We start from the raw sequence: 24,573 nt of genomic DNA, 5'->3' as shown, positions 1-24,573 counted from the left end.
CGGCCGGCCTGGAGCAGACGTCAGCCGAACTGCACGGACCGCTTCGCCAGCCCCATCCAGAAGCCGTCGATCACGCTCCGGCCGTTGCCGATCTCCGCCTCCGACGCCCCGATGGTGACGAAAAGTGGCGCGAAGTGCTCGGTCCGCGGGTGGGCCAGCCGCCCGGCGGGGGCCTTGTTCTCGAAGTCGAGCAGCGCGTCGACGTCGGCGTCCGCCAGGGCCCGCCGCCCCCAGTCGTCGAACTCTGTGGACCAGCCGGGCGTTCCGTCGTGCCGCAGCGCCGCGAGGTTGTGTGTGAAGAAGCCGCTGCCGACGATCAACACACCCTCGTCCCGCAGCGGGGCGAGCCTGCGCCCGATCTCGAGCAGCTTCTGCGGGTCGAGCGTGGGCATGGAGATCTGCAGCACGGGGATGTCCGCGTCCGGATACATCTCCACCAGCGGGACGTACGCGCCGTGATCCAGCCCCCGGTCGGGGATGTCCTGCACCGGCGTACCGGCGCGGCGGAGCAGTTTGCGTACGGAGTCGGCGAGTTCGGGAGCGCCGGGCGCGTCGTAGCGGACGCGGTAGTAGTGCTCGGGGAAGCCCCAGAAGTCGTAGACCAGGGGCATCGTCCGGGTCGCGCCGAGGGCGAGGGGCGCCTCCTCCCAGTGGGCGGAGACCATCAGGATCGCCTCGGGCCTGGGCAGCGCGTCGGACCAGGCGGCGAGCTGGCCCGGCCACAGCGGGTCGTCGGCCAGGGGCGGGGCGCCGTGGGAGAGGTAGAGCGCGGGCATGCGCGGCGCGCCGGAGGTGAGGGGTGCGGGGGTGGCGTTCATGACTGGCGGCTCCCGGTCGACTGAACCCGGTCTGCTGACCCGGCGTACTGGAAGCTTGAACTTTCAAGCTGATTCCACCCTAGACCCAGTTAGTTCAACTTTCAAGAACCGGGTCGTAGAGTGGATACATGAACAGGGCACTCAATGGTGAGGGCGGTCAGGAACCACGCTGGCTGAGCGACGAGGAGCAGCGAGTGTGGCGCTCCTACCTCCATGCCACCACCCTCCTCGAGGACCACCTCGACCGCCAGCTGCAGCGCGACGCGGGCATGCCGCACATCTACTACGGACTGCTCGTCCAGCTCTCCCAGGCGCCTCGCCGCCGCAAGCGGATGACCCAGCTGGCCATCGACGCCAAGATCACCCGGTCCCGGCTCTCGCACGCGATAGCCCGGCTGGAGAAGAACGGCTGGGTCCGGCGGGAGGACTGCCCCTCGGACAAGCGCGGGCAGAACGCCGTACTGACGGAGGAAGGCTTCGAGGTCCTCCGGCGTACCGCGCCGGGCCACGTCGAAGCCGTGCGCCAGGCGATGTTCGACCGGCTCACACCGGAACAGGTGGAGCAGCTGGGCGACATCATGCAGGTCATGGCGGAGGGGCTGCAGCCCCAGGACACCGGAGCTGACCTGCCCTGGCTCAGATGACCGACGCGGCGCAGGGCCCCGCCCGACGCCCTGCCCGGATCCGCGCGGCGCAGGGCCCCGCCCGACTCCGGTGACCCCGCACAGCGCAGGGCCCCGTCCGGGTGCATCGCACCCGGACGGGGCCCTTCTTCACGCGCGTACCGCCTGGTCCTCCCGCGGCCCGGCTCCGTGACTCAGTGCGCGATGACGGGAACCTTGAGCTCGTCGTCCGCGCCGGTGCCCTCACCGGAGCCCGCCGCGACCGGACCGGCCCCGGGACGCCCGCTGTTGATGAGCGTGAACGCGATCGCCGCGGCGACCGCCAGGATGCCGACCGCCCACCAGATCGCCGACGAGAAGCCGTGCACCATGCCCTGGAGCTCCAGCAGCTTCGGGTCCCTCGCGCCGGCGGCGTGCGAGGCGATGTACGAGGTCGTGGCGGAGGCCGCGATGGTGTTCAGCAGAGCCGTACCGATCGCGCCGCCCACCTGCTGGGAGGTGTTGACCATCGCAGAGGCGACGCCGGCGTCCGCCGGGTCCACACCGTGCGTGGACAGGGACATCGCCGGCATGAACGCCGTACCCATGCCGAGGCCGAGCAGCAGCTGGGCCGGCAGGATCAGGCCCGCGTAGGAGCTGTCGATCTCCAGCTGCGTCAGGAGCAGCATGCCGATCGCCGCCATGACGAAACCGGGGCCCATCAGCAGGCGCGGCGCCACCCGGGTCATCAGCCGGGCGCCGATCTGGGTCGAGCCGGTGATCATGCCCGCGATCATCGGCAGGAAGGCGAAGCCCGTCATGACGGGCGAGTAGCCCTTCACGACCTGCAGGTAGAACGTCAGGAAGAGGAAGAGCCCGAACATCGCGATGATGGCGAGGCCCAGCGACAGGTAGACACCGCCGCGGTTGCGCTCGGTCAGGACCCGCAGGGGCAGCAGCGGCGACTTGACCTTCGCCTCGGTGGCGACGAACGCGGCGAGCAGCACGACGGAGGCGACGAACATGCCCACGGTCAGGCCGTCGGCCCAGCCGGCGGACTCGGCGCGGGTGAAGCCGTACACGAGCGCCACCAGACCGAGCGTGGACAGCACGACACCGGGGATGTCCAGCGGCGAGCGGTTGCGCGCACCCGCCGGCTCACGGATCACCAGGTACGCGCCGACGGCGGCGACGATCGCGAAGGGGATGTTGACGTAGAACGTCCAGCGCCAGTTCAGGTACTCGGTGAGGAAGCCGCCGAGGATCAGGCCGACGGCGCCACCGCCACCGGCGATCGCACCGTAGATGCCGAAGGCCTTGGCGCGCTCCTTGGCGTCGGTGAACATCACGGCGAGCAGCGACAGCGCGGCGGGCGCGAGCAGCGCGCCGAACACGCCCTGCAGGGCGCGGGCGCCGAGCATCATCGCCTCACCGGTCGCCGCGCCGCCGAGCGCGGAGGCGGCGGCGAAGCCGAGCAGTCCGACGATGAAGGTGCGCCTGCGTCCCCACAGGTCGGCGATGCGTCCGCCGAAGAGCAGCAGTCCGCCGAAGGCGAGGGCGTAGGCCGTGATGACCCACTGCCGGTTGGCGTCGGAGATCCCGAGGTCCTGCTGGGCGGTGGGGAGCGCGATGTTCACGATCGTCGCGTCGAGCACCACCATCAGCTGGGCGAGGGCTATGAAGACCAGAGCTTTCCAGCGGCTCGGGTCGGAGAGTCCCGGGCCGGACAGTCTCGGCTCGGAGGATGAAATGTCGGCTGTTTTCGGCATGCGTCTGGCCACCTAATGGGTAACGGGAGGTGACGCGCGGCCGGGTGACGGAAGGTCACCCGGTGCGCGAAAAAGGGCTCAGGAGTGCGGGAGGGCAGAGGAACTCACGGCGTCACGTGGTGCGCAGGTCCTCCAGGGTCGCGGGCGTCCCGGGCAGTTCGGAGCGCGCGGGCGCCTCGAGTCCGTCCAGGAACAGCTGAAGATGACGATGGACGAACCGGTCCATGTTCGGGCACGCGGTGCCCGGCAGTGGCCGGGTGAGCTGGGAGAGCGCCACCATCAGGTCGCCCACGGCGACGTCGGTGCGCATCCGGCCGGCCGCCTGTGCCGCCTCGACGAGGCCGCGCACGGCCGCGTCGAGTCGTTCGCGGCCGGCGTGCAGGTCGGGGTGGTCGGCGTCGAAGGCGCCGGAGAGCATGGGGCACAGGGCCCCGATCCGTTCGTCGGCCGCCACGTGGACGAAGCGGCGCAGCGCCGCGAAGGCGTCGGCCTCCTCGGCCGCCGCGGCGTCCGCCTGCTCCGTGGTGCGGGACAGGACGAGGAGGACGACCTCGCGGATCAGCACCGCGCGGTCGGGGAAGTGGCGGTAGAGCGTGGCGTTTCCGATGCCCGCACGGCGGGCGATCTCGTCGAGCGGGACTTCCGGCCCGAACTCGACGAACATCTCGCGCGCGGCCGACACGATCCGCTCACGATTGCGCAGGGCGTCCGCCCGGGGGCGCGACGTGCGGCGCGTTTCGGCGGCGATGCTCACGACTCCACTTCCTTCCGTGTTCCTCGTCCGCGGGACCGGCGGGGTTGCCGGGTGCCGGGGTCGGGGCCTGTCAGCCTCTGCCGGCGGTCCGGACTTCGGCGCTGAAGTCCCGTGGCGCCCAGTGGCCCCCAACCGGGGACCGCGTCCCCGTTTCGGCGGAGACACGGGTTCAAACGGGGAAACGATCCCCGGTTATTTCCCCTCCGCACTGTGACCTGAGCCACATATGCCTTCCGCTGGGAAAACCCCACGATCGGACCACCCGGCGCGCGCCCCGCCACCGCCCGACACAGGCTGTTCGAAGTGAGCGCAGCCAGGGCCCGGCCTGCTGCCGCGGACCCCGAAGGCGATCGCATGGAGCAGACCCGCCACCGGATACGCAGACGCGGCAGGCTCGCCGGACTCGCCGCCTTCGCGGCCCTGACGCTGGCCGCCCTCACCACGGCGAGCTCGACGGTCCCGCGCCCCGACCGGGTGTATGCCGGGCCGAGCTCGGCGCCCGACGCCGTGGGCCTCGGACCCTGCCGTATCCCGTCGGGCATCGGCGTCCAGATGTCCGAGGGCCTGCCCACCCCCGCGGGCTACACCCGCTCCACCGGCGTGGTCCGCGCGCTCAACCTGATGATCGACTTCCCGGACGCGAAGGGCAGCGGTTCCGCCCTCGACCGGCTCGCGGAGTTCTTCCCGCAGACCTCGCAGTGGTTCGCCACCAGCTCGTACGGCCGGCTGAGCTACCGGCCCCACGCCCCCGTGACCGACTGGCTGCGGATGCCGATGTCGTTCGCCGCCTACGGGATAGAGCGCGGCTCACCGTACGAACCGGGGTACCGGCAGCTGGTCGAGGACCTGGTCTCCGTCGCCGACCCGAAGGTGGACTTCACCCAGTACGACCTCGTCAACGTCCTGGTGACCCCCAACGCCGGCCCGTCCGCGCTGGACACCGTGCTCTCGGTGACCTTCTCGGGCAACGAGGCGGCACCGGTCGCCGACGGCGTGCCGCTCGCCAACACGTCCTTCGTCTACAGCCGCCAGGACGACGGTTCCGGGTCGTACTCGGAGACCGGCTACCGCGTCCTGCCGCACGAGAACGGCCATGTCTTCGGGCTGCCCGACCTCTACACCGCGAGCGGCGGCGGCGCGGTCGGCCACTGGGACATCATGTCCGAGGACTGGGGTGCCAACAACGACCTGCTCGGCTGGCACAAGTGGAAGCTCGGCTGGCTGGACAACAGCCAGATCGGGTGCGCCGCCACTCCCGGCACGACCGAGTACACCCTCACCCCGCTCGCCACCCGCGGCGGCTCCAAAATGGTGGTCGTGCCGCTGGACGAGAGCAGCGGCTACGCGGCCGAGGTGCGCACCCGGGCCGGGAACGACGACCACGTGTGCGAGCCGGGCGTGCTCATCTATCGCGTCAAGTCCGACGTCGACACCGGGCAGGGCCCGGTGACCGTCTCCGACAGCGACCGCGACAGCGGCGGCTGCACCCGGGGCGCCAACATCCACGCCGAACTGTCCGACGCCCCCTACCGGCCGGGCCAGACCTTCACCGACCGCGAGAACGGCATACGCATCTCGGTGGTCGACGAGGACGAGAACGGTGTGTACCGGGTGCGGATCACCCGCTCCGGAGCGACTCCCTGAGAACCCTCTTGAGAATCTTGCCCGTCGGGTTGCGCGGGATCGGCTCGTCCCGCAGCAGGACATGCGCGGGAACCTTGAAGGCGGCCAGCTTCCGGCCGACATGCTCCCTCAGCTCCTCGGCGGTGACCGTGGCGCCTGTACGCAACCGGACCACGGCCGCGACCTCCTCCCCCAGCACCGGGTGCGGCACGCCCAGCACAGCCGCGTCGGCGACCTCGGGGTGGCCGTGCAGCACGGCCTCGATTTCGACGCAGTACACGTTCTCGCCGCCCCGGACCACCATGTCCTTGATCCGGTCGACGATGCTGACGCGGCCCTCGCGCACCGTCGCGAGGTCCCCGGTCCTCAACCAGCCGTCCTGGAAGGCGGCCGCGCCCGCCGGCTCGTCGCGCCAGTAGCCGCGTACGAGCGACTGCCCGCGCAGCCACAGCTCGCCGACCTCACCCTCCGGCAGCGGCTCGCCGTCCGCTCCGGCGATCCGCACCTCGGTCGCGGGCGAGGGCCTTCCCACACTGGTCGGGTCGCCGCGGTAGCCGTCCCCGGAGTTGGCGAGCACACCGCCGCAGGTCTCGGTCAGTCCGTAACCGCTGCGGGGCTCGATCCGGTGCCCGTAGCGGGCGGTCAGCCGGGTGACCAGGTCGGGCGGGGCGGCCGCGCCGCCCGTGCTGAGGTGGCTGAGCGTCGCCAGGTCCGAGCCGGTGCGTTCGGCGGCGTCGAGAAGCTGGAGCGCCGTCGTCGGCACGCCGGAGTAATGCGTGACGCCGTGCTCCTCGATCAGCGTGAGCGCCTTCTCCGCGTCCCACTTCCGCATCAGTACGAGCGTGCCGCCGACGCCCATCATCGAGTACAGCGTGGTGAACGCGGCCACATGGAAGAACGGGAAGGTCATCAGGACGACCGGCGCGGGCCCCTGCCCGGGCAGCACACCGCGCGCCAGCAACGCGGCCGCCGCGTGGTAGCGGGGGTGCAGGGCCGCGCCGGCCTGCGCGAGGTGCGTGGCGACGGCGCCCTTGGGGCGGCCGGTGGTTCCCGACGTGTAGATGATCGTCGCGTCGTCCTCAGCGGCGACGTCGACGGCGGGCGGCGCGGCGAACGGGTCCGGCGCCGGCAGGTCCTCGTACCGCTCGACGCCTGAGGCACCCGCGCCGGCCGGCCCGTCGCGGTGCTCGTCGTCGTGACCGTCCTGAGGTCCGTCGTCGCGACCGTCGCGGGGCCCGTCCTGGTGGAAGACGACGCAGCGCGCGCCGTTCCGCTTCCGCCACTCCTCGACGCGCGGCAGCCGCTCGCCGTCCACGAGCAGTACGCGCGGCGTGCAGTCGTCCAGCGCGTAGGTCAGCTCCTCCTCGGTCCACCAGGCGTTGAGCGGGACGGCGACGAGGCCGGCGAGCTGCGCCGCCCAGAAGGCGATCTGCCACTCCGGATGGTTGCGCATCGCGACGGCCGCCCGGTCCCCGGGCCGCAGCCCGTAGACGTCCACGAACCGCCGGGCCAGGGCGGAGGCGGCGGCGAAGAACTCGCCGTACGTGTACGTCCCGCTCTCCGCCACGAGGAACGGCCGGTCCCCGAACGCCCACGTCGCCTCGACGAACTCCAGCAAGGTGCGGGGCCCGTTCGCGTAGATCAGTCCGCCGTCCTCGCCCCGTACGACTTCGAAGGGAGCACCGGGAGCGGTGAGGGCGGCTTCGGGGTACGAGTGCGACACGGGCGGCCTTCCTAAGCGCATGCTCAGTACGCCCGCGACGCTATGCCGCTCCTCGGACCCCGTCAAGCGCCGGCCGCCTGCCCGGCCCACCCCCCCTGACCGACCCCGCCCGGTCCTTGACCGACCCCGCCCGGTCCCGCCGCCGACCGGCTTTCCACCTCCCGACGTACTGTCGTAACCCGGTCTTAATCGTGCATGCGAGCGAGCGGGGTCAAGACCCTAGGCAGCCACGTGAATGGCCGGTACTTTGCGCCCCTGCCCGCCGCGACATGCGGCGCGGCGGTGGCTCATCGAGGGGGTACTTTGCGCGACTTCAGCCTTCCGCCGCTGGTGGAGACCCTGGCGACGGGAAGCCTTGCCGACTCGGTGTACGACGTGGCCGAGCGCACCCCGAAGCTGTTACAGCTGTCCCGGCGCGTCAGCGGCCCCGGCGGCGACGAGTGGGTCCCGGTGACCGCGTCCGAATTCCGCGACGAGGTGGTGGGGTTGGCGAAAGGCCTGCTGGCCGAGGGCATACGGTTCGGTGAGCGGGTCGCCGTGATGTCCCGGACCCGCTACGAGTGGACCCTGTTCAGCTATGCGCTGTGGTCGATAGGCGCCCAGGTCGTACCCGTCTACCCCACGTCCTCGGCGGACCAGGTTCGTTGGATCCTGTCGAACACACAGGTGGTGGCCATCGTGGTCGAGCACGAGGACCACGCCATGACGGTGGGAGCGGCCTGCGACGGACTGCCGCTGCTCCGCTCGATGTGGCAGCTGGACGCGGGCTGCGTCGAGCGGCTGACCGAGCGGGGCCGGCAGGTGCCGGCGGCCATGGTGCACCGTCACCGCCGGGCGGTGGGACCGCGGTCGGTCGCCGCCATCACGTACACGTCGGGCACCACCGGCCGGCCCAGGGGCTGTGTGATCACCCACGCCAACCTCGCGGCCGAGTGCGACACCCTGTACACGGGCTGGAAAAGCATCCTCGCCGAGCCGGGCGAGCAGCCGAGCATCCTCGCCTTCCTGCCGCTGGCGCACATCTACGGGCTGATGGTGCAGGTGGCCTGCATGCGCAGCGGCGTCCGGATGGGACACCAGCCCGACCTCTCGCCCGACGCGCTGCTGCCCGCCCTCGCGTCCTTCCGGCCGACCTACGTCTTCGCCGTGCCGTACATCTTCGAGAAGATCTTCGACAAGGCTCGCCGGGCGGCCGAGCAGGCCGGGCGGGGGGAACTGTTCGACAAGGCCGTCGACACGGCGGTGCGCTACGCCGAGGAGGTGCAGCGGCGGGACACCGGAGAGGGGCCCGGGCCGGGACGGACGCTCAAGGCCAGGCGCGCGCTCTACGACCACCTGGTGTACCGGCGGCTGCGGGCCGTACTGGGTGGCCGCGTCCGGCACGCCACATCCGGCGGCTCGACCCTCGACCGGGAACTCGGCCTGTTCTTCGACGGTGCCGGGATCACCCTCCACGACGGGTACGGGCTCACGGAGACCACCGCCGCGGTGACCAGCCAGCCACCGGGCCGCCCCCGGTTCGGCACCGTGGGCAGGCCGCTGCCCGGCTGCTCCGTGCACATCGCCGAGGACGGGGAGATCTGGGTCCGCGGCGACGTCGTCTTCGCCGGCTACCACAACGACCCGGTGGCCACCGGGTCCGTCCTGCGCGACGGCTGGCTCGCGACGGGCGACGTGGGCCGGCTCGACGACGGCTACCTCGTGATCACGGGACGCAAGAAGGACATCATCGTCACCAGCGGCGGGAAGAGCGTCAGCCCCCGGATCCTGGAGGACCGGCTGCGCCGGCACCCCCTGATCTCCCAGTGCCTCGTGGTCGGCGACAACCGGCCCTTCATCGCGGCCCTGATCACCCTGGACCCGGAGGCGTCGATGCACTGGTACCAACTGCGCGGGAAACAGCTGACGTTCCCCCACGGCGCAACGGTCGACAAGGAACTGCACGCGGAGATCCAGCGGGCCGTGACCATGGCGAACAGCGCGGTGTCCCGGGCCGAGTCGATCCGCGCGTTCCGGATCCTCCCGCACGAGTTCACCATCGACGACGGCCTGATGACACCATCGCTCAAGCTGCGACGTGGCGCGATCGTGAAGGCGTACGCGGCGGACATCGAGGAGCTGTACTCGTCAGGCTGATCCCGGGGTGGTCGCGGGGGCGGGGCGGGGGCTGCCTCACAGCCGACCCCGGGGCGGGCGGGGGCGCGGGTTGCTTTCTGTCCGGCCCGCCTCCGGGGGCGGACCCGCCATGCTCCCGTGGCACGCCGGAACGCCGCTGACCTGCGGAAACGAGAATGTTGCCAGTGCGTATCCCTTATCCGCTAGGCTAGTCGCCGGATCTCTGCTGAGATCCATGCCTTCGTAGCTCAGGGGATAGAGCACCGCTCTCCTAAAGCGGGTGTCGCAGGTTCGAATCCTGCCGGGGGCACAGCACTAAGGGCCAGTTCAGAGGGTTGATCCCCTCGAACTGGCCCTTTGCCATGATCGCGGCCGTGCCACACACGTGCCACTAGGACTCCGCGCCGTCCTGTCTAGAGCGGATCATGACTCCCAGCCGATCGGCAATGGCACGGTCCCGGTCGGCGGTCATGTGCTGATAGATCAGCGCGGCCCGCGCGGTGCTGTGGCCCACTCGGACACATTGCGGGCAGGGGACACACCTGCCCAAGTAGCCGGCAAGCGTACGGCCCCCTGATCACGCACGACCCCAGACCAGGCAGGACACCGGCCAAAGCCCCTCCACCGACCTGACGTCGCGCACTCCTCCCACGGCTGGGCGCCGATCAACGGGTCCGCCATAGCGACGATCTGTGAGCCGGAGGGCCGAGGAGCGGCGCCGAGGGCAGGATCAGGCTGCGCGCGATAGTGCGCCAATAGGTTGATGTTTCCGCAAGGCTGCCAGGGCTGGCGCTTCTGCGCACCGATGATGCCGAGGGGAAACCCGAAACGCTTCCCATCAGTTCATCGGTTCCAAGGAGCAGCGTATGAGCCATAGGAACAAGACAAAGTCGGCGCTGGGCCCGCTTCCCCGACTGCGGACAGCCATCGGCGCAATGGCGTCGCTCGCCCTCGTGCTCGCGGGGATGTCGACCCCTGCATTGGCTGCGGCACAGAGCCTTGAGAAGAACACGGACCAGAGCGTCGCCACCGCCTCGGATGGATACGGGTACGGGTGCAAGGACAAGTTGGGCAAGCCGAACAAACAGATGCCCCATCTCCAGTGGCTGGACCGCGGCTACGGCGAGGACGAGTGCAAGCAAGGCCCTCCCGGGCCTCCCGGTCCTCCCGGTCCTCCCGGCCCCCCTGGCCCGCAGGGCGACCCCGGCCCCCAAGGTGATCCCGGCCCCCCCGGCGGCTTGAGTGGGGTGGAGGTCATTACTGTGTCAGAGGAAATTCAACCAGGGACGAACATTCAATTCATCGAAATCCCTTGCCCTATGGGGAAGGTTGCAACCGGCGGAGGGTACTTTCTAGGACTGGAGACAACCTGGACGGTCTGGAGCGATGGTCCGGGCTCTGCCAATCCCCCAATTCGCTGGATCGTGGAGGTCCAAAACACCGGTGCGGCAGCTGGCACTGTTACGGGCCAGGTCATCTGCGCCAACCCCGCCTAGGTGGGGGCGTACAGCAGCGGAGTACAGCAACGCCGCCGCCCGCAGCTGACCATCAGCGCACCCGAGAAGACGACTGACCACCCCAGGACACCTCAGCGACCACCCCGCCGATAGTTCGCATCAAGGGGATCAGTCCGTGCCACAGCCGTGCCAGAAGGAGCGGGGAACCACGGGGAATCGGGGTGGCTGACGGCTGCTCAGGCCGCCAACAGCCGTCGCAAGGTCTCGCAGGTCAGCAGCACGCGGCCCCACCTCGCTCCTGAAGCGGGTGTCGCAGGTTCGAATCCTGCCGGGGGCACCAGCTCAAAGGGGCCTCACCTACCAATTTTGGTAGGTGAGGCCCCTTTGACATCCACGCCTGACATCAACGGCAGCGGTCACTCACGGCTCGGCCGCCTCTTGAGCAGCCGGTCCATGTGGCTGATCGCCTCGCGCTGTGTGTCCTGGACGACGTGCGTGTAGACGTCCATGGTGATGCTGATCTGGCTGTGCCCGAGGATCTCCATCACGACGCGAGGAGCGACGCCTGCCGCCGTGAGCAGGGTGGCGCAGCCGTGCCGGGCATCGTGCAGCCGGATGATGCGGAGGCCGGCGGACTGGGCGACGCGGCTGAAGGAGCGGTATAGGTTGCGTGGCTCGACCGGCCGGCCGGTCCGGGTGGCGAAGACGTAGCCGCCCGGGATCGGGCTGCCCGACGAAGGCGCTGAGAGGCCTCTGCGTCACTCTTGGCCTATTGCCTGTTCCGGTCGTATTCCGGTTGCCCTTCTACCATTCCGTGGCGATCGAGTGACACGGGCTTCGCGGCCGTGATCAAGCCGCCCCTCGACGCGTTTCTGTGTGCGCAGGCATCCCGCGTGAGCCGAGCTCCCCGTCCTTCGCGGCCGGAGCCGTATCACGGCAGACCTACACCACAGGAGAACCTACCTTGGCCATCCACACGCTCAGGCGGCGCTTCGCCGCCGTCGGCACCGTCCTGGGGCTGGGCGTCGTCCTGCCGTTCGCCGTAGGGGTCACCCCCGCCTACGCGCAGGCCCAGCTGAGCATCACGAAGACCCACGTGGGGGACTTCCCCCGAGGCGGGCAGGGGATCTTCACCATCACGGTGAGCAACCCCGGCGACGAGCCGACCAACCCTGCCGGGACGCGGATGACGGACACCTTCCCCGCAGGGCTTACAGCCACATCGATCGAGATCACCCAGAACACCACCGGCAGCGCGGTTGGGTGTTTTCTGAACGATCCACGCACCAGGCTTGAGTGCGAAACCACGGGCCCCATCGACCCTGGAGGCGCCTACACGGTCGAAGTGACCATGAGCGTGGCCCAGGACGCTCCCTGCACGGTCACCAACACCGCCACCGTGATCGATATCCAAGGCGGCCTCAGCGCCTCAGCAAGTGACACCGTCAACATCCCCGGCCCCAACTGCAACGGCGGGAACGGCGGGAACGGCGGCGGAGTGTCCATCCTCCCCATCAACATCATCAACAACACCAACAGCAACAACATCAACAACAACACCAACAACAACAAAATCATCAAGAGCCCCGGCGCCAGCAACAACAACATCAACACCAACACCAACACCAACACCAACAGCCAGAACCTCCCGGTCAACGCGCCCTGAGAGACCGCCCGCCCCTGCCTCCACCGCCGGTCGGGGGCAGGAGCCTGCAGCGGCCGCCTCTCCGGCGAAGCCGGTGACCTTGCTCGGGGCCACCCAGCCACACCCCCGAGGTGTCCGGGCAGCCGTCGTGCCCGGCCCGCGTACTCCTGAGGGCGCACCGGCCGCTGCCCTGCCCTGAGTCGAGGGCCTGGGCCTGTCGGGCTGACATCACCAGGTGACATCAACGGCTGCGAACGAAGGTGCACCGAAGCGGCCACGGCCGGATCGGCGAGCGGCCTGCGGTCCCCGTTTCTGCGCGCCGCGCCGCGCTGCGATCGAACTCCTGAAGCGGGTGTCGCAGGTTCGAATCCTGCCGGGGACACCTGTCAAAGGCCCCGGACCGATCATGGTCCGGGGCCTTTGACGTCACCATCCCACGACTCCTCCGCGCGCAGCTCGGCAGCGGCCTGGCGCATCCGGTGCCGGCGAAGCGGCGCGATGCACATCGCCGGGATCGGCACGGCCCGACGACGGCGGCCCTTGGGGTCGTCGTCGTAGAGGACGCCGCGCCGACGCTGAGTCTGCCGGCGGACGTAGAGCACGCGCTTGTCCAGGTCGACGTCGACCCGGCGGAGACCGACGATCTCCCCCCGCCGGAGGCCCATGGTGAGCGGCTCGCTCCGCTCGCCGCGCGACGATCCGTAGGGTGCTGGATCTGTGCGGGGTGGCCAACGGGGAGCGGGATAACGGGAGTTCGACTCTCAGCGGCGCCGGAAAAGTTAATATCGCCTGAGCCTCGGCGGGGGAGGGCATTGTGGCAGGCGCATCCGATGATCATTCCACTGCCAAGTTATTGGCGCTCATCGGCGGAATCGCATCCGTGCTGTCGATCCTGACCTGGCTGGGCGTGAGCAACGCGACGGAGCTGAAGGACCTGTTGGCCGACTCGCCCTCATCCAGTTCCAGCCCAGCCCCGTCCACGTCTTCGCCGACCGTCGACATCCCCGATGACCCTGACATCAGTGAGGGGGACGCTGAGGAGGCCGACCCCGAGCCGTCGGCACCCACTCCGGATCCCACCGAAGAGGCGTTCAAAGCCATCTCGGCCGGCGACTGCCTGGCGGTCTACGACACGGGCCGCGGGGGCACCACGAGCATCGACTGGAGCGTCGATGTGCCGCCGGACCCCGTGTCCTGCGCCGGCGCGCAGGCGCAGGTCCAGGTGACCGCCACCGACACGGCATGCCCCACCAGCCACGGGAAGTCGTACTGGAGCTACCGGTCCGCCACCACCGGCAACACCACGAAGCTCTGCCTCACCCGCATCTACCACGCCGCCTACTGCATGCTCGGCCAGCAGTCCGGCTACTCGATCTCCCTCGGCATGATGACGGCCGTGGCCTGCCGACGCGAGCCGGTGCCCGCCCCGTACAACCAGATCATGCACATCACAGGCGTCTACCGCGCCCCGGCGGGCGCCGACGCGAACAACTGCCGCCGGGCGGCAGGCGACCAGACGCGCTACTGGGCCTACCTGGTGGACGACGGCGCCACGCTGCTGTGCACCACGATCTACCAGGGCGGCTGACCGACGACTCAGCTTCGGCAAACCACCTCGAAGATCGCCCTGGAGTGCGGAACCCTCACCTCGACCTGATCCGGGGCCCAGGCTCCTGGCGGGGGCCGTCTCTGGGCCGTCCGAGGCCGATCGAGACCGGTCAACGATGACCAATGACGACCGGTCATGGGCCGTCGCGCCAGCCCCGCACCAGCGAAAACGTAGGTCGCCAAGTTCCTTGGCAAGACCCAGGGCAAGAAGAAGGAAGCTCGCACCCACAGGCCCCCTGTCCGCAGTTCTTCCGCCGGCAGGGGACCTGTCGCCGTACCGGAGCTCCCAGCGCCCGCAGCCTGTGGTCAGCTGATCACCTCCCGGACGCCGCAGCTCTGCACCACTACCGCACCAGATCGAGCGGGCAACAGCGGGGAATCACGGTGAAAGCCGACGGCACCTGCGAGAGTGCAGGTCAGTTATCAACGCAGGTCAGCGCCCGATTCAGCCTCGAATGACCGCAGCTTCCCAAGCTCAGAGCACACCGCACGCCTTGACGCTCTTGGCCCCTCCTGATCGGCTGTACCTATGGCCACGGACCCGAGCGAGTACGACAAGGTGATGCCGATCGTGGCAGCCCATCTGGCGAAGGTCGAGCGGGCAGTCGGCCGGACCCGCACCTCTCACGCGCGGCAGCCGTATGCGACGGTCCGGCAAGCTCTCATCGAAGCGCTGCGCGTTGAAGATGCCCAACCCGTCCCGCCTCAGGTCGTGGACGAGTTCGCTCGGCGGATCTCTGAGGACCCGGGCATGCTCCCGTTCTGACATCCACATCTGCCATCAACGACGGTGGACAGCGGCAGGCCGGGAGGGCCTAACAACCACCAGGACTCCGCGCCGCCCTGTCTCCGGCGGATCGCGACTCCTGGCCGATCGGCGATGGCACGGTCCCGGAGGGCCGGACGCGCCGCCGCCCCGCGGGTTCTCCTGGTGGAGGACCGGCGGGGCGGGGGTGTGAGGCGTTGATGGGTCAGGAGACGTGGTTGTACGCGGGGCCTTCGGTCAGGGCCGGGCTGGAGACCCGGCCGGCGAAGGGCTTCCTGTAGTCGCCGGTTCCGGCGTAGAAGTAACCGGTGTTGCCCGGGCCGTACGCGTACAGGTCGGGGCGGCCGTCATTGTTGGCGTCGCCGATGCCGATGGTGTCGGTGTACGCGTTCCAGCCGCCGCCGATCTGCTTGCGGGCAGCGAAGGTGCCGTCGCCCTTGCCGAGGTAGAGCCAGAGCACACCGGCCTTGTCCCGGGCGACGAGGTCACCGGCGGCGGCACCACCGATGTTGCCGGTGGCGGTGATCTGGTTGTAGACGCCCCAGCCGCCGTTGCCGATCTTCTGCCGCTTGGCGAAGGGGGCGCTGAGGTTGCCGGTGTTCTTGTAGAGCCACAGGGCACCGGCCTTGTCGGTGGCGACCAGGTCGGCCCGGCCGTCACCGTTCAGGTCGCTGCCGCCGGTGATCTGGGTGTACGTGTTCCAGCCGCCGCCTATGGACTTCCGGGCCGCGAACGACGCCCCGTGGCCGTTGCCGGTCACGTCGTACAGCCAGAGGACGCCGCCCTTGTCCCGGGCGACGAAGTCGGCGGAACCGGCGCCGATGCCGCCGACGGTCTCGATCCGGTCGTAGGCCTGCCAGCCGCCACCGATCCGGTTGGGCTCGTAGAACGCCACGAGGGTCTTCTTGGTGGCGTCGTACTTGGTGTCTGCCCGCCACAGCACGCCCTGGGCATCACGGGCCAGCAGGTCGGGGGTGCCGTTCCAGTTGACGTCGTGCGGGGTGGAGAGGCCCTTGGCGGCCGTGAAACTGCCGGAGGCCTCCACGGCCGGGCCGACGCCGTTCTGCGGAGTGGCCGTGAACGACCAGTCGTACGTCCCGACCTCGGCGTCCTTGCCCATCTGGGATTCGGCCGCGATCTGAGCCCAGGTGATGCCGAAGACGTTGTCGCCGTAGTAGTAGGGGCTGCCGGCGGACTCGCTGTGGAGGTGCAGCTTCTTCGAGAAGGACTTGCCGGTCGCGCGGTGGGTGATCCTCAGGTCGACGTCGGCGTTCTCCCGGGACAGCTGCCACTTGAGGGGGATCGGGGCGACGAGGTCGAACGTGTGCGGGATCTGCGGACCGAGGTGGAGGAGCTTCGTCGGCTGCCCGGTGGAGGCGACCAGTTCGGCGGCCGGCTTGCCGTCCGCGCCGAGTGCGATCCGGTAGAGACCCTCACCCTGCTCGACGGTGCCACCGCGCACGAGCAGCGTGCCGTCGGGGCCCGGCTTTACCGTGTTCACGTAGTCGAGGAGCTTGAACGACTCGCCCGAGGTCAGGGACTTCGTCGTGAAGGGGATCAGTGGTCGCGTGTCACCCGTGCCGTCTCCCGCGAGGGTCGCCGGAGTCCCGTACATCGCCCACGAGCCCAGCAGGCCGACGGCCATGCGCTCGCCCTCGTAGAGATCGAAGTCGAGCACGGACTCGACGCCGGTGGCACGGTCGACGGTGTAGTACTTCCCCTCGTCCCCCGTCCAGGCCAGGTGCGTGGCGGAGAGCGCGCTGTACTCCCCTTGGCCGCTGTAGGAGCCGGCGGTCTCGTGGGTGGAGACCACCTTGGCGGCGGCGAGGTCCACCACGGCGTACTCGGTCCGCCACGTCGCGGGGGTCCCGCTCCGCAGGTAGTAGTCCACGAGGGCCGAGCCGTCACGCGCAGGGGTGGAGGTGATGGTCGAAGCCCCGGACGGGATGCCGTCGACCTTCCGCTGCGTGACGGTGTCGCCGGCGCGGGTGACGAGACGCAGCTCCACGGAACCGTCCGCCTTCGTCACCTCCGCCAGGACCGTGTCCCGGGAAACGGCCCTCACATAGACGCCGTTCAGCGGGCGGAGGTCGATCGTGACGGTCCTGCCGCCGTCGGCCATGTCGTGGAGCTTCACGACCAGGGAACGGCGGAGGGTCTGCCCCTGTCCGGTCATGACCACGTCCGACGCGGTGGAATCGGCCACCGCGGCGTCGATCGTGGTGGCCGAACCATCCGCGAACCGGGTCCACTTGAAGACCGGACGCGTGCCGCCCTCCCACCCCTGGGTCAGGAATCCGGTCTTTCCGGCCGCGCGGAACGAGAACGCGTTCGTCGGGTACGCGACAGGAGCGTTCTGCGTTCCCGCCTCGGCCGCCACGGCGGCGGACAGGGGGGCGGCGGCGGCCGGGAGGGACAGGGCGCCCGCACCGAGCGTGACAGCGAGGACGGTGGTGATCGCGGCGGATACACCCCGACGGGTCGTGCTTGCGGAGCTCAAGGATTCCTCCTGGGAAATCGAATCGACGCGTGATCCTGCTGGCGCCGTCCCATGAGACTTCCGTTCGGACGGGAGGGTTGTAGGCGTGCGAAGGCCTGCACAGAACTCACCGAGCTGCACGGGGACCCGGGTCAGCAACTCCTGACATCAACGGCATCGGTCAGGGATGGCCGGGCAGTCAACAGCGTCGTGACGCCTGCAGAGACAACAGGCGAGCTCCCGTACAACCCTGAGTTCAGATCAGGAGTCCAAGAGGTCGGTGCCCGCCGGGGTGCGTACCGCCCGGCTTCGTTCCAGCGGGCCTTCAGCCGCGGGCACAAAGTCCTCGTTGCAGAACATTCATCGCATCGGGCGTACAACCGTCCGATCTCTCACAGGTCTTACGGGTGTGGCGTTCGCCGCCGTACCGACACGTCCTTCTCCGAGGAGGCCCCACCCCATGTCACGCGCCCGCGTCCGCACCTCCCGGTTCCGGCTGACCGCCGGCGTCGCCGTCGCCCTGGCCGCCACGCTCGCCGGCCCGGCCACCGTCGCGACGGCAGCCCCCGCCGGTGCGGCCGCGGTCGCGCAGCAGGGGGCCGGGGACGCGGTCTTCCCGTTCCCCACCGGCGTCGTCACGACCGCCGGGCCCACCGGGTTCCTCGCCGACCGGACGGACGACGTCGTCTGGACGCGGTACGCGGACGGCTCCGGCACCACGTTCCCGAAGAGTGCCGCGGTCACCTACCGAGGCGCCGCCGGAGCCGACATCGTCGTGGCGAGCGAAGGAACCCGCCACACCGTCCACGACATGGCCAACGGCGGCGACCCGGTCGTCATCGACGTCCCCTACAAGCTGCACGAGGTCAACGGCTCGACGCTCGTGATGGTCGACACGGCCACCGACGAGCTCCACCTCGTCAGCCGGACGCCCGGCGGCGAGGTCGTCGACCGCAAGGTGACCGGGATGCCGGCCGGAGTCCCCTGGGAGTTCTACGGCTCCACCCCCGGCACGGTCGCCGTGCAGACCTCAGCGCCGGACCACGGCTTCCGTCTCGCCGTGGTCGACGTGGCCACGGCCGCCGCCGTCGAGACGTACGACGTCGGCAACTACAGCGGCTTCGCGCAGGTCACGCCCGACCGCGTGCTCTGGGAGTCGCCGTACGGCCAGACCACGATCGTGGACCGGAAGACCAAGCAGGCCGAGACCCTCCCCTACCGGGCGCAGATCGCCCTGGGCGGCGACTGGCTGGCGATCACGGGCGGCGACAAGGTCGTGGTCGACGGGGTCACGTACCCGAACAAGCCGATCGTCCTCAAGTCGCTGAAGGACGGCCGGAAGGTCCCGCTCCTCGACCTCGCGAGTCGCGTGGCCCCGGTCGGCGACGGCACGCTCCTGGTGTCCGGCGGCACCTTCGCACAGGGCCGAGGCCTCTTCCGTATCTCGCTCGACGCGAGCGGCACCCCGGTGGCCACCATGATCGGGGACGGGCAGAGCCCCCTGGAAATGGTCCTGGAGCGGGTGAACATTCCGAGCGTGTACCGCTTCGACGGCACAGACAAGCACGTGACCTGGGAGGCCAACCAGCAGGACCTGGGCGTCGCGCTGGACCTGACGCACGTGGCCACCGGCCGCAACGTGTCGCTCTGGAGCTACTACGACACCTTCATCCGCTGGGACGGATACCTCGACCAGGTGATCGGCGCCTACAACGGCGCGTACACGTGGAAGATGACCGCCTACCCTGGGTCCGGGGTCGGCCCCGCCGCCGTGAAGACCGGTACGACCACGGTGGACCGTGGCACCGCGCCACGCGACTTCAACGACAACGCCCACGCGGACGCGCTCGTCCGCGACAGCTCGGGCAACCTCTCCGCCTACGACCTCAGCCAGCTACGCGCCATGGGCAACAGCCCCGACTGCCATGAAGAGGGCTGTCCGCCGGTCGTCCGCGACCCGAAGCCGGACGTGCTGGGCACCGGCTGGAACACGTACACGCTGATGGCTTCCCCCGGAAACGCGGCAGGTTCGGCCTCGGACGACGTCGTCGGCCGGGACCGCGACGGTGTGCTGTGGCTCCACCGGAGCGACAAGCAGAAGCTCCTGCCCCGCACGAAGGTCGGCGGCGGCTGGAACATCTACAACAAGATCACCGGTGGGTCCGACCTGAACGGCGACGGCCGGGGCGACCTTCTCGCCACCGACAAGGCCGGCGTGCTGTGGTTCTACGCCTCGACCGGCAACGCCACGGCCCCCTTCAAGGCCCGCACGAAGATCGGCGGCGGCTGGGGCGTCTACAACCTCCTCACCGCCCCGGGCAACATCGCGGGCGCCTTTGGCGGCGACCTCCTCGCCCGCGACACCGCCGGCACCCTGTGGCTCTACCTGGGCAAGGGCGACGGCACCTTCACCGCCCGCCGCAAGATCGGCGGCGGCTGGCAGAAGTACAGCCACGTCATCCCGGCGGGCAGGAACGGCAAGGGCGTGGCCGACCTCTACGCCGTCGGACCTTCCGGCTCCGCGCTCTACTACGGCCGCGACAGCACGACCCGGCCCTTCGAAGCGGCCTACGCGCTGCCCCTGCGCAGCGACTCCACCCGCTTCAGGACCTTCTTCTGATCGCCGGCATGGGGCGGTGTCGAGCGCACTGTCCCCACTGATGCGCCGCCGCGGCGACCAACGGGGCCTGGCGAGGGCCGCGGTGTCGCGGATCGAGCGGTGCAGCGAGCGTACGGAGTGGAGCCTGCTGGGAAGTTGAGGGGACAGCAGCTCGGGGCGGGCGTTCGCGCACCGCGTGCAGATCGATGTCCGGCTTCTTGGCGATCGTCCTCGCCGACCTCCAGCAACGGCACCAGCACCAGCAGTTGAAACGTCGACAACCCCGCGAGGATCACCAGGTCGGGCCGGCTGCCGGGCGAGGGCGGCCGACCCGACCTGCGTGGCGCGCGGCCGGGCCCGGGTCGTCGGATACTGAGAGGTAGGAAGGCGGGGAGTCCCACACGCCTCCTCGCTCGTCGCACCCTGCCAGGGGGTAACCATGAGTGACCATCATGGAAATGGCGATCACGCCGGTCACGGCAACGGCCACGGCGACCCGACCGGCACGACCGGCGGTCACGGAATGCTGGTGTTCGGACACGACGTGATCTACTTTTCACATCTGCCGATGTTCGACAAACCGCACAACTACCAGGCGCTGCTCGAAGTGGGTCTGGACGAGGACGTGCGTGAGGCACTTCGATCGCACCGCCACGTGTTCCCCGAGGAGCCGTACGACACGTTCGATCCCGTCCCCTTCCCCATGGCCGAGCTCGATCCGGCGGGAAGCGGCCCGAGGCTGACCTCCATCACGGGAAAGATCTTCTGCGGCCACTTCGAGCGCAGGGCGAAGGGAACGCGACCGCTCGCCGAGAACGTCGACGTGCGCATCGAACGCTTCGTGCGGTTCAGCGAGTTCGATGTGGACGCGCGTGCGACCGGCGACGGCACGCTGGAATACCTGTGCTTCGGACACGGCAGCCAGCTGTACCTCGCGCACGCGATCAGCGCCTCGCCCAGCTTCGACCAGCTTCTCGAGGTCCATGCCGTTCCCGGTACGGCGACGAGCCGTATGGGTGAGCCGCTGCCGGACGACACGGCCACGATGGACAAGTTCTTCAGGGAGCACTTCACCACGGCCGCCCCGTGCCACATCGGCGGGCGGAGCGACGACCCGGACCGCCGGCTGGCTGCCCAGGAGGTGGCCGACGGATCGTTCTTCGCCACGTCCCCGCCCAGCGGTTTCCGCGGCTTCGACGTTCAGCTCGAAGCCGATCGGGAGGTCTATCTCGAAGTCCGCGAACTGGCGGGCCCGATGCACTGACCGCACCCGCCGGGCCAGCGACCGGCACGGCCGCCTCTTGGGGAACGGCGAGTTCGTCGTACCGCGTCGCCACCGCCCTGCGCAAAGGCCCCGGACCGATCAGGGTCCGGGGCCTTTGGCTGCACGGTTCGCCGCAGTCACCCCCCGTCGGACCGGGGCTGAAACGCGGTCAGTCGTTCGAACCGACCTGTCAGACGACGGCCGTGTGCGTCAGCGCGGCGTCGGGCAGGCTGGACCCCTCCCGAGCGCCGAACGGGGTGGTCGAGCTTCCCGTGCCCTTGTACAGATACGTGCCGTTGGAACCGTACGCGAACAGGTCCGGGCGCCCGTCGCGGTTCGCGTCCCCGACGCCGACGAGGTACTTGTACGTGTTCCAGCCGCCGCCGATCCTCACGCGGCCGGAGAAGGTGCCGTCGCCCTTGCCCTGGTAGAGCCACAGGACGCCGTCCTTGTCGCGCGCGACGAGGTCTCCGGCCGCGCCGCCGGCGATGTTGCCGGTGGCCTCGATGACGGTGAACTGCTGCCAGCCGCTGAGGCCGATCTTCTTCCGGGCGTCAAACGGTGCGCTGGTGCTGCCGGTTCCCTTGTAGAGCCACAGCGCACCGGCGGTGTCCGTGGCCACGAGGTCGGGCCTGCCGTCGCCGGTGAGGTCGCTGCCGCCGGCGAGGTGCCGGTAGACCTGCCAGCCGGACCCGATCCTGGTCCGGGTGGCGAAGGTGCCGTCACCGCGCCCCTGGTAGAGCCACAGGACACCGTCCTTGTCGCGCGCGACCAGGTCCCCGGCCGCGCCGCCGGCCAGGTTCCCGGCGGCCTCGATCTGGTTGTGCATGTTCCAGCCGCTGCCGATGACCTTCTGCTCCGCTGCCGACAGCTGGCCGTCGTTGATCCAGGGGTTGTAGTAGCTGTCGGCACGCATCAACTGACCGGCGCTGTCACGCAGGAGCAGGTCCGGGGAGCCGTTGTCGTTGTAGTCGTGCGGGGCGGCCTTGCGCGTGACCTTGAACGTGCCGCCCTGCTTCATCTCCGGCCCGATGCCGTTGAGGGGCTTGGCGCTGATCTCCCAGGTGTAGTCGCCGTTGTAGGCGCTCTCGGAGATGGAGCCGTCGTTGTTGAGGTCGCCCAGCCAGTCGTAGCGCACGACTGCGTTCTCCGGCTGGATGAAGCCCGCGACCGTGGTCCTGCCGGTCCGTACGTGCCGCAGGGTGACCGTGGCCGTCGCGTTGTACCGGGACAGCGTCCACTCGAGCGGCGCCCGGCCGCGGTTCTGGTCGAGGTCGATCACGGCGGGGATCTTGCTGCCGACCAGGGCGACCTTGGTGGACTCCCCGCTGCTCGCGACGAGCGTGGCGGTCGGGGCGGCGCCGTCGGCCCCGGGAGCGATCCGGTAGAGGCCTTCGCCGTCCGCGACCGTGCCGCCGCGGACGACCTGGGTGCCGTCGGGTGCGACGGCGGCCGTGAGGGTGTGGTCCAGGAGCTTGTGGGTGGTGGTCCCGTCCTTGAGGCTGCGCGCGGTGAGGGCGTACAGCGGATCCACCTCGAGGTCGGTGAGGCCGCTGCGCGTGCCGTACGTCACCCAGTCGCCGACCAGACCGACCTCGACGTCGCGCCGCCACGCGTCGCCGACCTGGAAGCGCTGGGAAGCCTTGGTGGCGCGGTCGACGGCCACGACCGTGACGTTGTAGTCCGCGTCGTACTCGACCCAGGCGAGGTGGGTCGCCGAGACGGCGATGTCGCCCTTCGCGGCGGCCGCGGGAAGCTCGTACGTCTCCGTCACGGCGTTCGTGGCGAGGTCGAGCATGGCCACGTACTTCTTGGCCGTCGCACCCGTGCCGGTGGAGTAGGTCAGCAGGGCGTGCTCGGCCGTGCCTGCCTTGACGATGACGCTCGTGGCGTCCCCCGGAAGACCGGCCGTCATCTTGGCCGCCCCGCTGGTCGTGGTGTGCATGTGGAGGAGCCTGGCCCCCTCCACGTTGAGCGTGGTGGTGAACAGGGCCTTGCCGGCGGCTCCGGCATACGCGGTGTCACCGCCGACGGTGATCGAGCGCAGGTTCACTCCGGTCGCCATGTCGGTGAGCCTGGCCCCGGAGGCCCAGCCGAAGGCCACGACGTCCCCCGAGCCGGTGCTCTCGATCCTGGCAGCCCAGTCGATGTCCGTGGCGGGGGAGCCGTCCGCCCGGACCCAGTGCGCGGTGTACGTGGGGCCGCCCTCGTCCATGGGCGGGACCTCGGTGGAGGTGAGGAAGCCCGTGGCGGTCGCGCCGAAGATGGTGCTCTTGGCCGGGAACGGGACGACGCCCGTCGTGGACGCCGCCTCCGCCCCGATCGTGCCCTCGGCGGCCGGGACTGCGTTCGCCGGAACGGTCAGCGCGGTCGCGCCGACGGTGACGGCGAGCACAGTGACGACAGCGGCGGCGAGCCGCCGACGGGCGGGACGTGCGTGGATCAAGGTGGGTTCCTCCAGACCAGGCGCAACAGGCGTTGCCGATGGTCGGACTGTTGATCGCTGAAGAAGGTTGTACGGGCCCCGGTGCCGGTACGAGGCCCGAAGGAGCGGCGGGCCGGCCCTGACGCGTGTCGCGAGGGGTGCGCCCGGTACGCATCGGGCTGCGGTCGGCTGGGCCCGGGCTTTGAGATCCTCGGGTTCATGAGCACACCTCCCGACGGTCTGCCCGTCTATCGCGTTCTGACCGGTCCCGACGACGCGGCGTTCTGCCGGCGTGTCAGTGAGGCCCTCGCCCTTGGGTACCGGCTGCATGAAGGGCCGGCCGTCACGTTCGACGGGGACCGGGTCGTCGTGGCGCAGGCCGTGGTCTGGCCGACCGAGCCGTAGGAGGGGCGTAGGCCCGGGCGAACGGCCGCGGCGTAAAGCCGGGGCGAGGGGGCGCGGGAAGGCCCCGTCACCACTCGCACTCGTCGCGGTCCCAGCGCCCCCCGCCCGGATGGTCGCGGTCGTCGCGGCAGTCGTCGCGGTCGCGCCAGGTCTCGGACGGGCTGGGGGTGGGGGTGGAGGTGGGCGTCGGCGTGGCGGCCGTGGTGGTGCGGGACGACGGCGACGAGGAGAACAGGACCGACGCCGGGGCCGGGGAGGAGACCGGCGAAGAGGCCGGGGAGGAGGCGGGGGACGAGGCAGGGCGCGCCCCCGCGGCGGACGAAGGGTCCGGGGCGCTCGGGGTGGACGACGTGACGTCCGTCGGGGTGATCAGGTTGGGGCGTCCGCCGACCTCGATGTCGGCCACGGGCGCGGGCTCCCCCACGGTTTCGCCGCTGTCGTCCCCGACCATCAGCGCCGCGCCGCCGAGCAGCGCGCCCGCCCCGAGTACGGCGCAGAGGCCGAGCAGCACCTTGGGGCGT

16 protein-coding genes, 2 tRNA genes and 2 pseudogenes are annotated in these 24,573 nt (G+C 70.1%); 11 read left to right on the top strand and 9 right to left on the bottom strand.

What is annotated here, in order from left to right:
* Positions 1 to 20: 20 nt before the first annotated feature.
* Positions 21 to 818 carry a dioxygenase gene (locus tag ACIPJI_RS16855; protein ID WP_402246976.1) on the bottom strand — a complete coding sequence of 266 codons (798 nt, stop codon included), beginning with the start codon at positions 816 to 818 and terminating at the stop codon, positions 21 to 23.
* Between the two features lie 128 nt (positions 819 to 946).
* Here ACIPJI_RS16855 and ACIPJI_RS16850 point away from each other — a divergent pair, with 128 nt between their 5' ends.
* Entirely contained in the window at positions 947 to 1,462 is a 516-nt protein-coding gene (locus ACIPJI_RS16850) for a MarR family transcriptional regulator (protein WP_356618530.1), read from the top strand.
* 173 nt (positions 1,463 to 1,635) lie between these two features.
* Here the strand turns inward: ACIPJI_RS16850 and ACIPJI_RS16845 are convergent, their stop codons facing one another.
* Together ACIPJI_RS16845 and ACIPJI_RS16840 are read right to left on the bottom strand one after the other, a co-directional pair.
* Positions 1,636 to 3,189, bottom strand: coding sequence for an MFS transporter (locus ACIPJI_RS16845; RefSeq protein WP_402246974.1), 1,554 nt, complete (start codon positions 3,187 to 3,189; stop codon positions 1,636 to 1,638).
* 112 nt (positions 3,190 to 3,301) lie between these two features.
* Positions 3,302 to 3,943 carry a TetR/AcrR family transcriptional regulator gene (locus ACIPJI_RS16840; RefSeq protein WP_402246972.1) on the bottom strand — a complete coding sequence of 214 codons (642 nt, stop codon included), beginning with the start codon at positions 3,941 to 3,943 and terminating at the stop codon, positions 3,302 to 3,304.
* Positions 3,944 to 4,297: 354 nt separating this feature from the next.
* Here ACIPJI_RS16840 and ACIPJI_RS16835 point away from each other — a divergent pair, with 354 nt between their 5' ends.
* The gene (locus tag ACIPJI_RS16835) at positions 4,298 to 5,587 is read left to right on the top strand and encodes a M6 family metalloprotease domain-containing protein (RefSeq protein WP_356618534.1); all 1,290 of its coding nucleotides are present in this window, start codon (positions 4,298 to 4,300) and stop codon (positions 5,585 to 5,587) included.
* On the opposite strand, the gene ACIPJI_RS16830 is transcribed toward ACIPJI_RS16835, so the two are convergent.
* The gene (locus ACIPJI_RS16830; RefSeq protein ID WP_402246970.1) at positions 5,562 to 7,310 is read right to left on the bottom strand and encodes a class I adenylate-forming enzyme family protein; all 1,749 of its coding nucleotides are present in this window, start codon (positions 7,308 to 7,310) and stop codon (positions 5,562 to 5,564) included. The genes ACIPJI_RS16835 and ACIPJI_RS16830 overlap by 26 nt on opposite strands.
* Before the next feature lie 282 nt (positions 7,311 to 7,592).
* Between ACIPJI_RS16830 and ACIPJI_RS16825 the strand changes: the two genes are divergently transcribed.
* Positions 7,593 to 9,425 (top strand): AMP-dependent synthetase/ligase, encoded by a 1,833-nt coding sequence (locus ACIPJI_RS16825; protein WP_402246968.1) that lies wholly within the window; start codon positions 7,593 to 7,595, stop codon positions 9,423 to 9,425.
* Positions 9,426 to 9,641: 216 nt separating this feature from the next.
* A tRNA-Arg gene (locus ACIPJI_RS16820) sits at positions 9,642 to 9,714 on the top strand.
* A gap of 1,563 nt (positions 9,715 to 11,277) precedes the next feature.
* Here the strand turns inward: ACIPJI_RS16820 and ACIPJI_RS16815 are convergent.
* Positions 11,278 to 11,574, bottom strand: a pseudogene (locus ACIPJI_RS16815) (tyrosine-type recombinase/integrase); the annotation flags it as partial.
* 251 nt (positions 11,575 to 11,825) lie between these two features.
* On the opposite strand from ACIPJI_RS16815, the gene ACIPJI_RS16810 reads away from it, so the two are divergent.
* Together ACIPJI_RS16810 and ACIPJI_RS16805 are read left to right on the top strand one after the other, a co-directional pair.
* Entirely contained in the window at positions 11,826 to 12,527 is a 702-nt protein-coding gene (locus ACIPJI_RS16810; protein WP_402246967.1) for a hypothetical protein, read from the top strand.
* A 281-nt stretch (positions 12,528 to 12,808) separates the two neighbouring features.
* Positions 12,809 to 12,888, top strand: a tRNA-OTHER gene (locus ACIPJI_RS16805).
* Positions 12,889 to 12,940: 52 nt separating this feature from the next.
* On the opposite strand, the pseudogene ACIPJI_RS16800 reads toward ACIPJI_RS16805, so the two are convergent.
* Positions 12,941 to 13,177 (bottom strand): annotated as a pseudogene (locus ACIPJI_RS16800) (site-specific integrase); the annotation flags it as partial.
* A gap of 209 nt (positions 13,178 to 13,386) precedes the next feature.
* On the opposite strand from ACIPJI_RS16800, the gene ACIPJI_RS16795 reads away from it, so the two are divergent.
* Positions 13,387 to 14,094 carry a hypothetical protein gene (locus ACIPJI_RS16795; RefSeq protein ID WP_402246965.1) on the top strand — a complete coding sequence of 236 codons (708 nt, stop codon included), beginning with the start codon at positions 13,387 to 13,389 and terminating at the stop codon, positions 14,092 to 14,094.
* Between the two features lie 549 nt (positions 14,095 to 14,643).
* Positions 14,644 to 14,880: a hypothetical protein gene (locus ACIPJI_RS16790; protein ID WP_356618544.1), complete on the top strand. Its 237-nt coding sequence runs from the start codon at positions 14,644 to 14,646 to the stop codon at positions 14,878 to 14,880.
* A gap of 205 nt (positions 14,881 to 15,085) precedes the next feature.
* Here ACIPJI_RS16790 and ACIPJI_RS16785 read toward each other — a convergent pair whose 3' ends face one another.
* Entirely contained in the window at positions 15,086 to 17,380 is a 2,295-nt protein-coding gene (locus ACIPJI_RS16785) for an FG-GAP repeat domain-containing protein (RefSeq protein ID WP_402246963.1), read from the bottom strand.
* A 439-nt stretch (positions 17,381 to 17,819) separates the two neighbouring features.
* On the opposite strand from ACIPJI_RS16785, the gene ACIPJI_RS16780 reads away from it, so the two are divergent.
* Together ACIPJI_RS16780 and ACIPJI_RS16775 are read left to right on the top strand one after the other, a co-directional pair.
* Complete coding sequence (locus ACIPJI_RS16780) at positions 17,820 to 19,979, top strand: hypothetical protein (protein WP_402246961.1); 2,160 nt, start codon at positions 17,820 to 17,822, stop codon at positions 19,977 to 19,979.
* A gap of 418 nt (positions 19,980 to 20,397) precedes the next feature.
* Entirely contained in the window at positions 20,398 to 21,222 is an 825-nt protein-coding gene (locus tag ACIPJI_RS16775) for a hypothetical protein (protein ID WP_402246959.1), read from the top strand.
* Positions 21,223 to 21,412: 190 nt separating this feature from the next.
* Here ACIPJI_RS16775 and ACIPJI_RS16770 read toward each other — a convergent pair whose 3' ends face one another.
* Positions 21,413 to 23,668, bottom strand: coding sequence for an FG-GAP repeat domain-containing protein (locus ACIPJI_RS16770; RefSeq protein WP_402246957.1), 2,256 nt, complete (start codon positions 23,666 to 23,668; stop codon positions 21,413 to 21,415).
* A gap of 198 nt (positions 23,669 to 23,866) precedes the next feature.
* Here ACIPJI_RS16770 and ACIPJI_RS16765 point away from each other — a divergent pair, with 198 nt between their 5' ends.
* Positions 23,867 to 24,052 (top strand): DUF1737 domain-containing protein, encoded by a 186-nt coding sequence (locus ACIPJI_RS16765; RefSeq protein WP_189469008.1) that lies wholly within the window; start codon positions 23,867 to 23,869, stop codon positions 24,050 to 24,052.
* 67 nt (positions 24,053 to 24,119) lie between these two features.
* Here ACIPJI_RS16765 and ACIPJI_RS16760 read toward each other — a convergent pair whose 3' ends face one another.
* Entirely contained in the window at positions 24,120 to 24,563 is a 444-nt protein-coding gene (locus ACIPJI_RS16760; protein ID WP_402246955.1) for a hypothetical protein, read from the bottom strand.
* Positions 24,564 to 24,573 lie beyond the last annotated feature (10 nt).

The sequence above is a fragment of the Streptomyces sp. NPDC086835 genome, from assembly GCF_044745705.1.
GTDB lineage: Bacteria > Actinomycetota > Actinomycetes > Streptomycetales > Streptomycetaceae > Streptomyces.
The sequence above is the reverse complement of the archived record's forward strand: the minus strand, read 5'-3'. Positions and strand labels throughout refer to the sequence as shown.

Excerpts from the sequence above, each read along its gene's own strand:
- ACIPJI_RS16855 (WP_402246976.1), bottom strand. The coding sequence starts at position 818 with ATGAACGCCACCCCCGCACCCCTCACCTCCGGCGCGCCGCGCATGCCC.
- ACIPJI_RS16850 (WP_356618530.1), top strand. The coding sequence starts at position 947 with ATGAACAGGGCACTCAATGGTGAGGGCGGTCAGGAACCACGCTGGCTG.
- ACIPJI_RS16845 (WP_402246974.1), bottom strand. The coding sequence starts at position 3,189 with ATGCCGAAAACAGCCGACATTTCATCCTCCGAGCCGAGACTGTCCGGC.
- ACIPJI_RS16835 (WP_356618534.1), top strand. The coding sequence starts at position 4,298 with ATGGAGCAGACCCGCCACCGGATACGCAGACGCGGCAGGCTCGCCGGA.
- ACIPJI_RS16830 (WP_402246970.1), bottom strand. The coding sequence starts at position 7,310 with ATGCGCTTAGGAAGGCCGCCCGTGTCGCACTCGTACCCCGAAGCCGCC.
- ACIPJI_RS16790 (WP_356618544.1), top strand. The coding sequence starts at position 14,644 with ATGGCCACGGACCCGAGCGAGTACGACAAGGTGATGCCGATCGTGGCA.
- ACIPJI_RS16780 (WP_402246961.1), top strand. The coding sequence starts at position 17,820 with ATGTCACGCGCCCGCGTCCGCACCTCCCGGTTCCGGCTGACCGCCGGC.
- ACIPJI_RS16775 (WP_402246959.1), top strand. The coding sequence starts at position 20,398 with ATGAGTGACCATCATGGAAATGGCGATCACGCCGGTCACGGCAACGGC.
- ACIPJI_RS16765 (WP_189469008.1), top strand. The coding sequence starts at position 23,867 with ATGAGCACACCTCCCGACGGTCTGCCCGTCTATCGCGTTCTGACCGGT.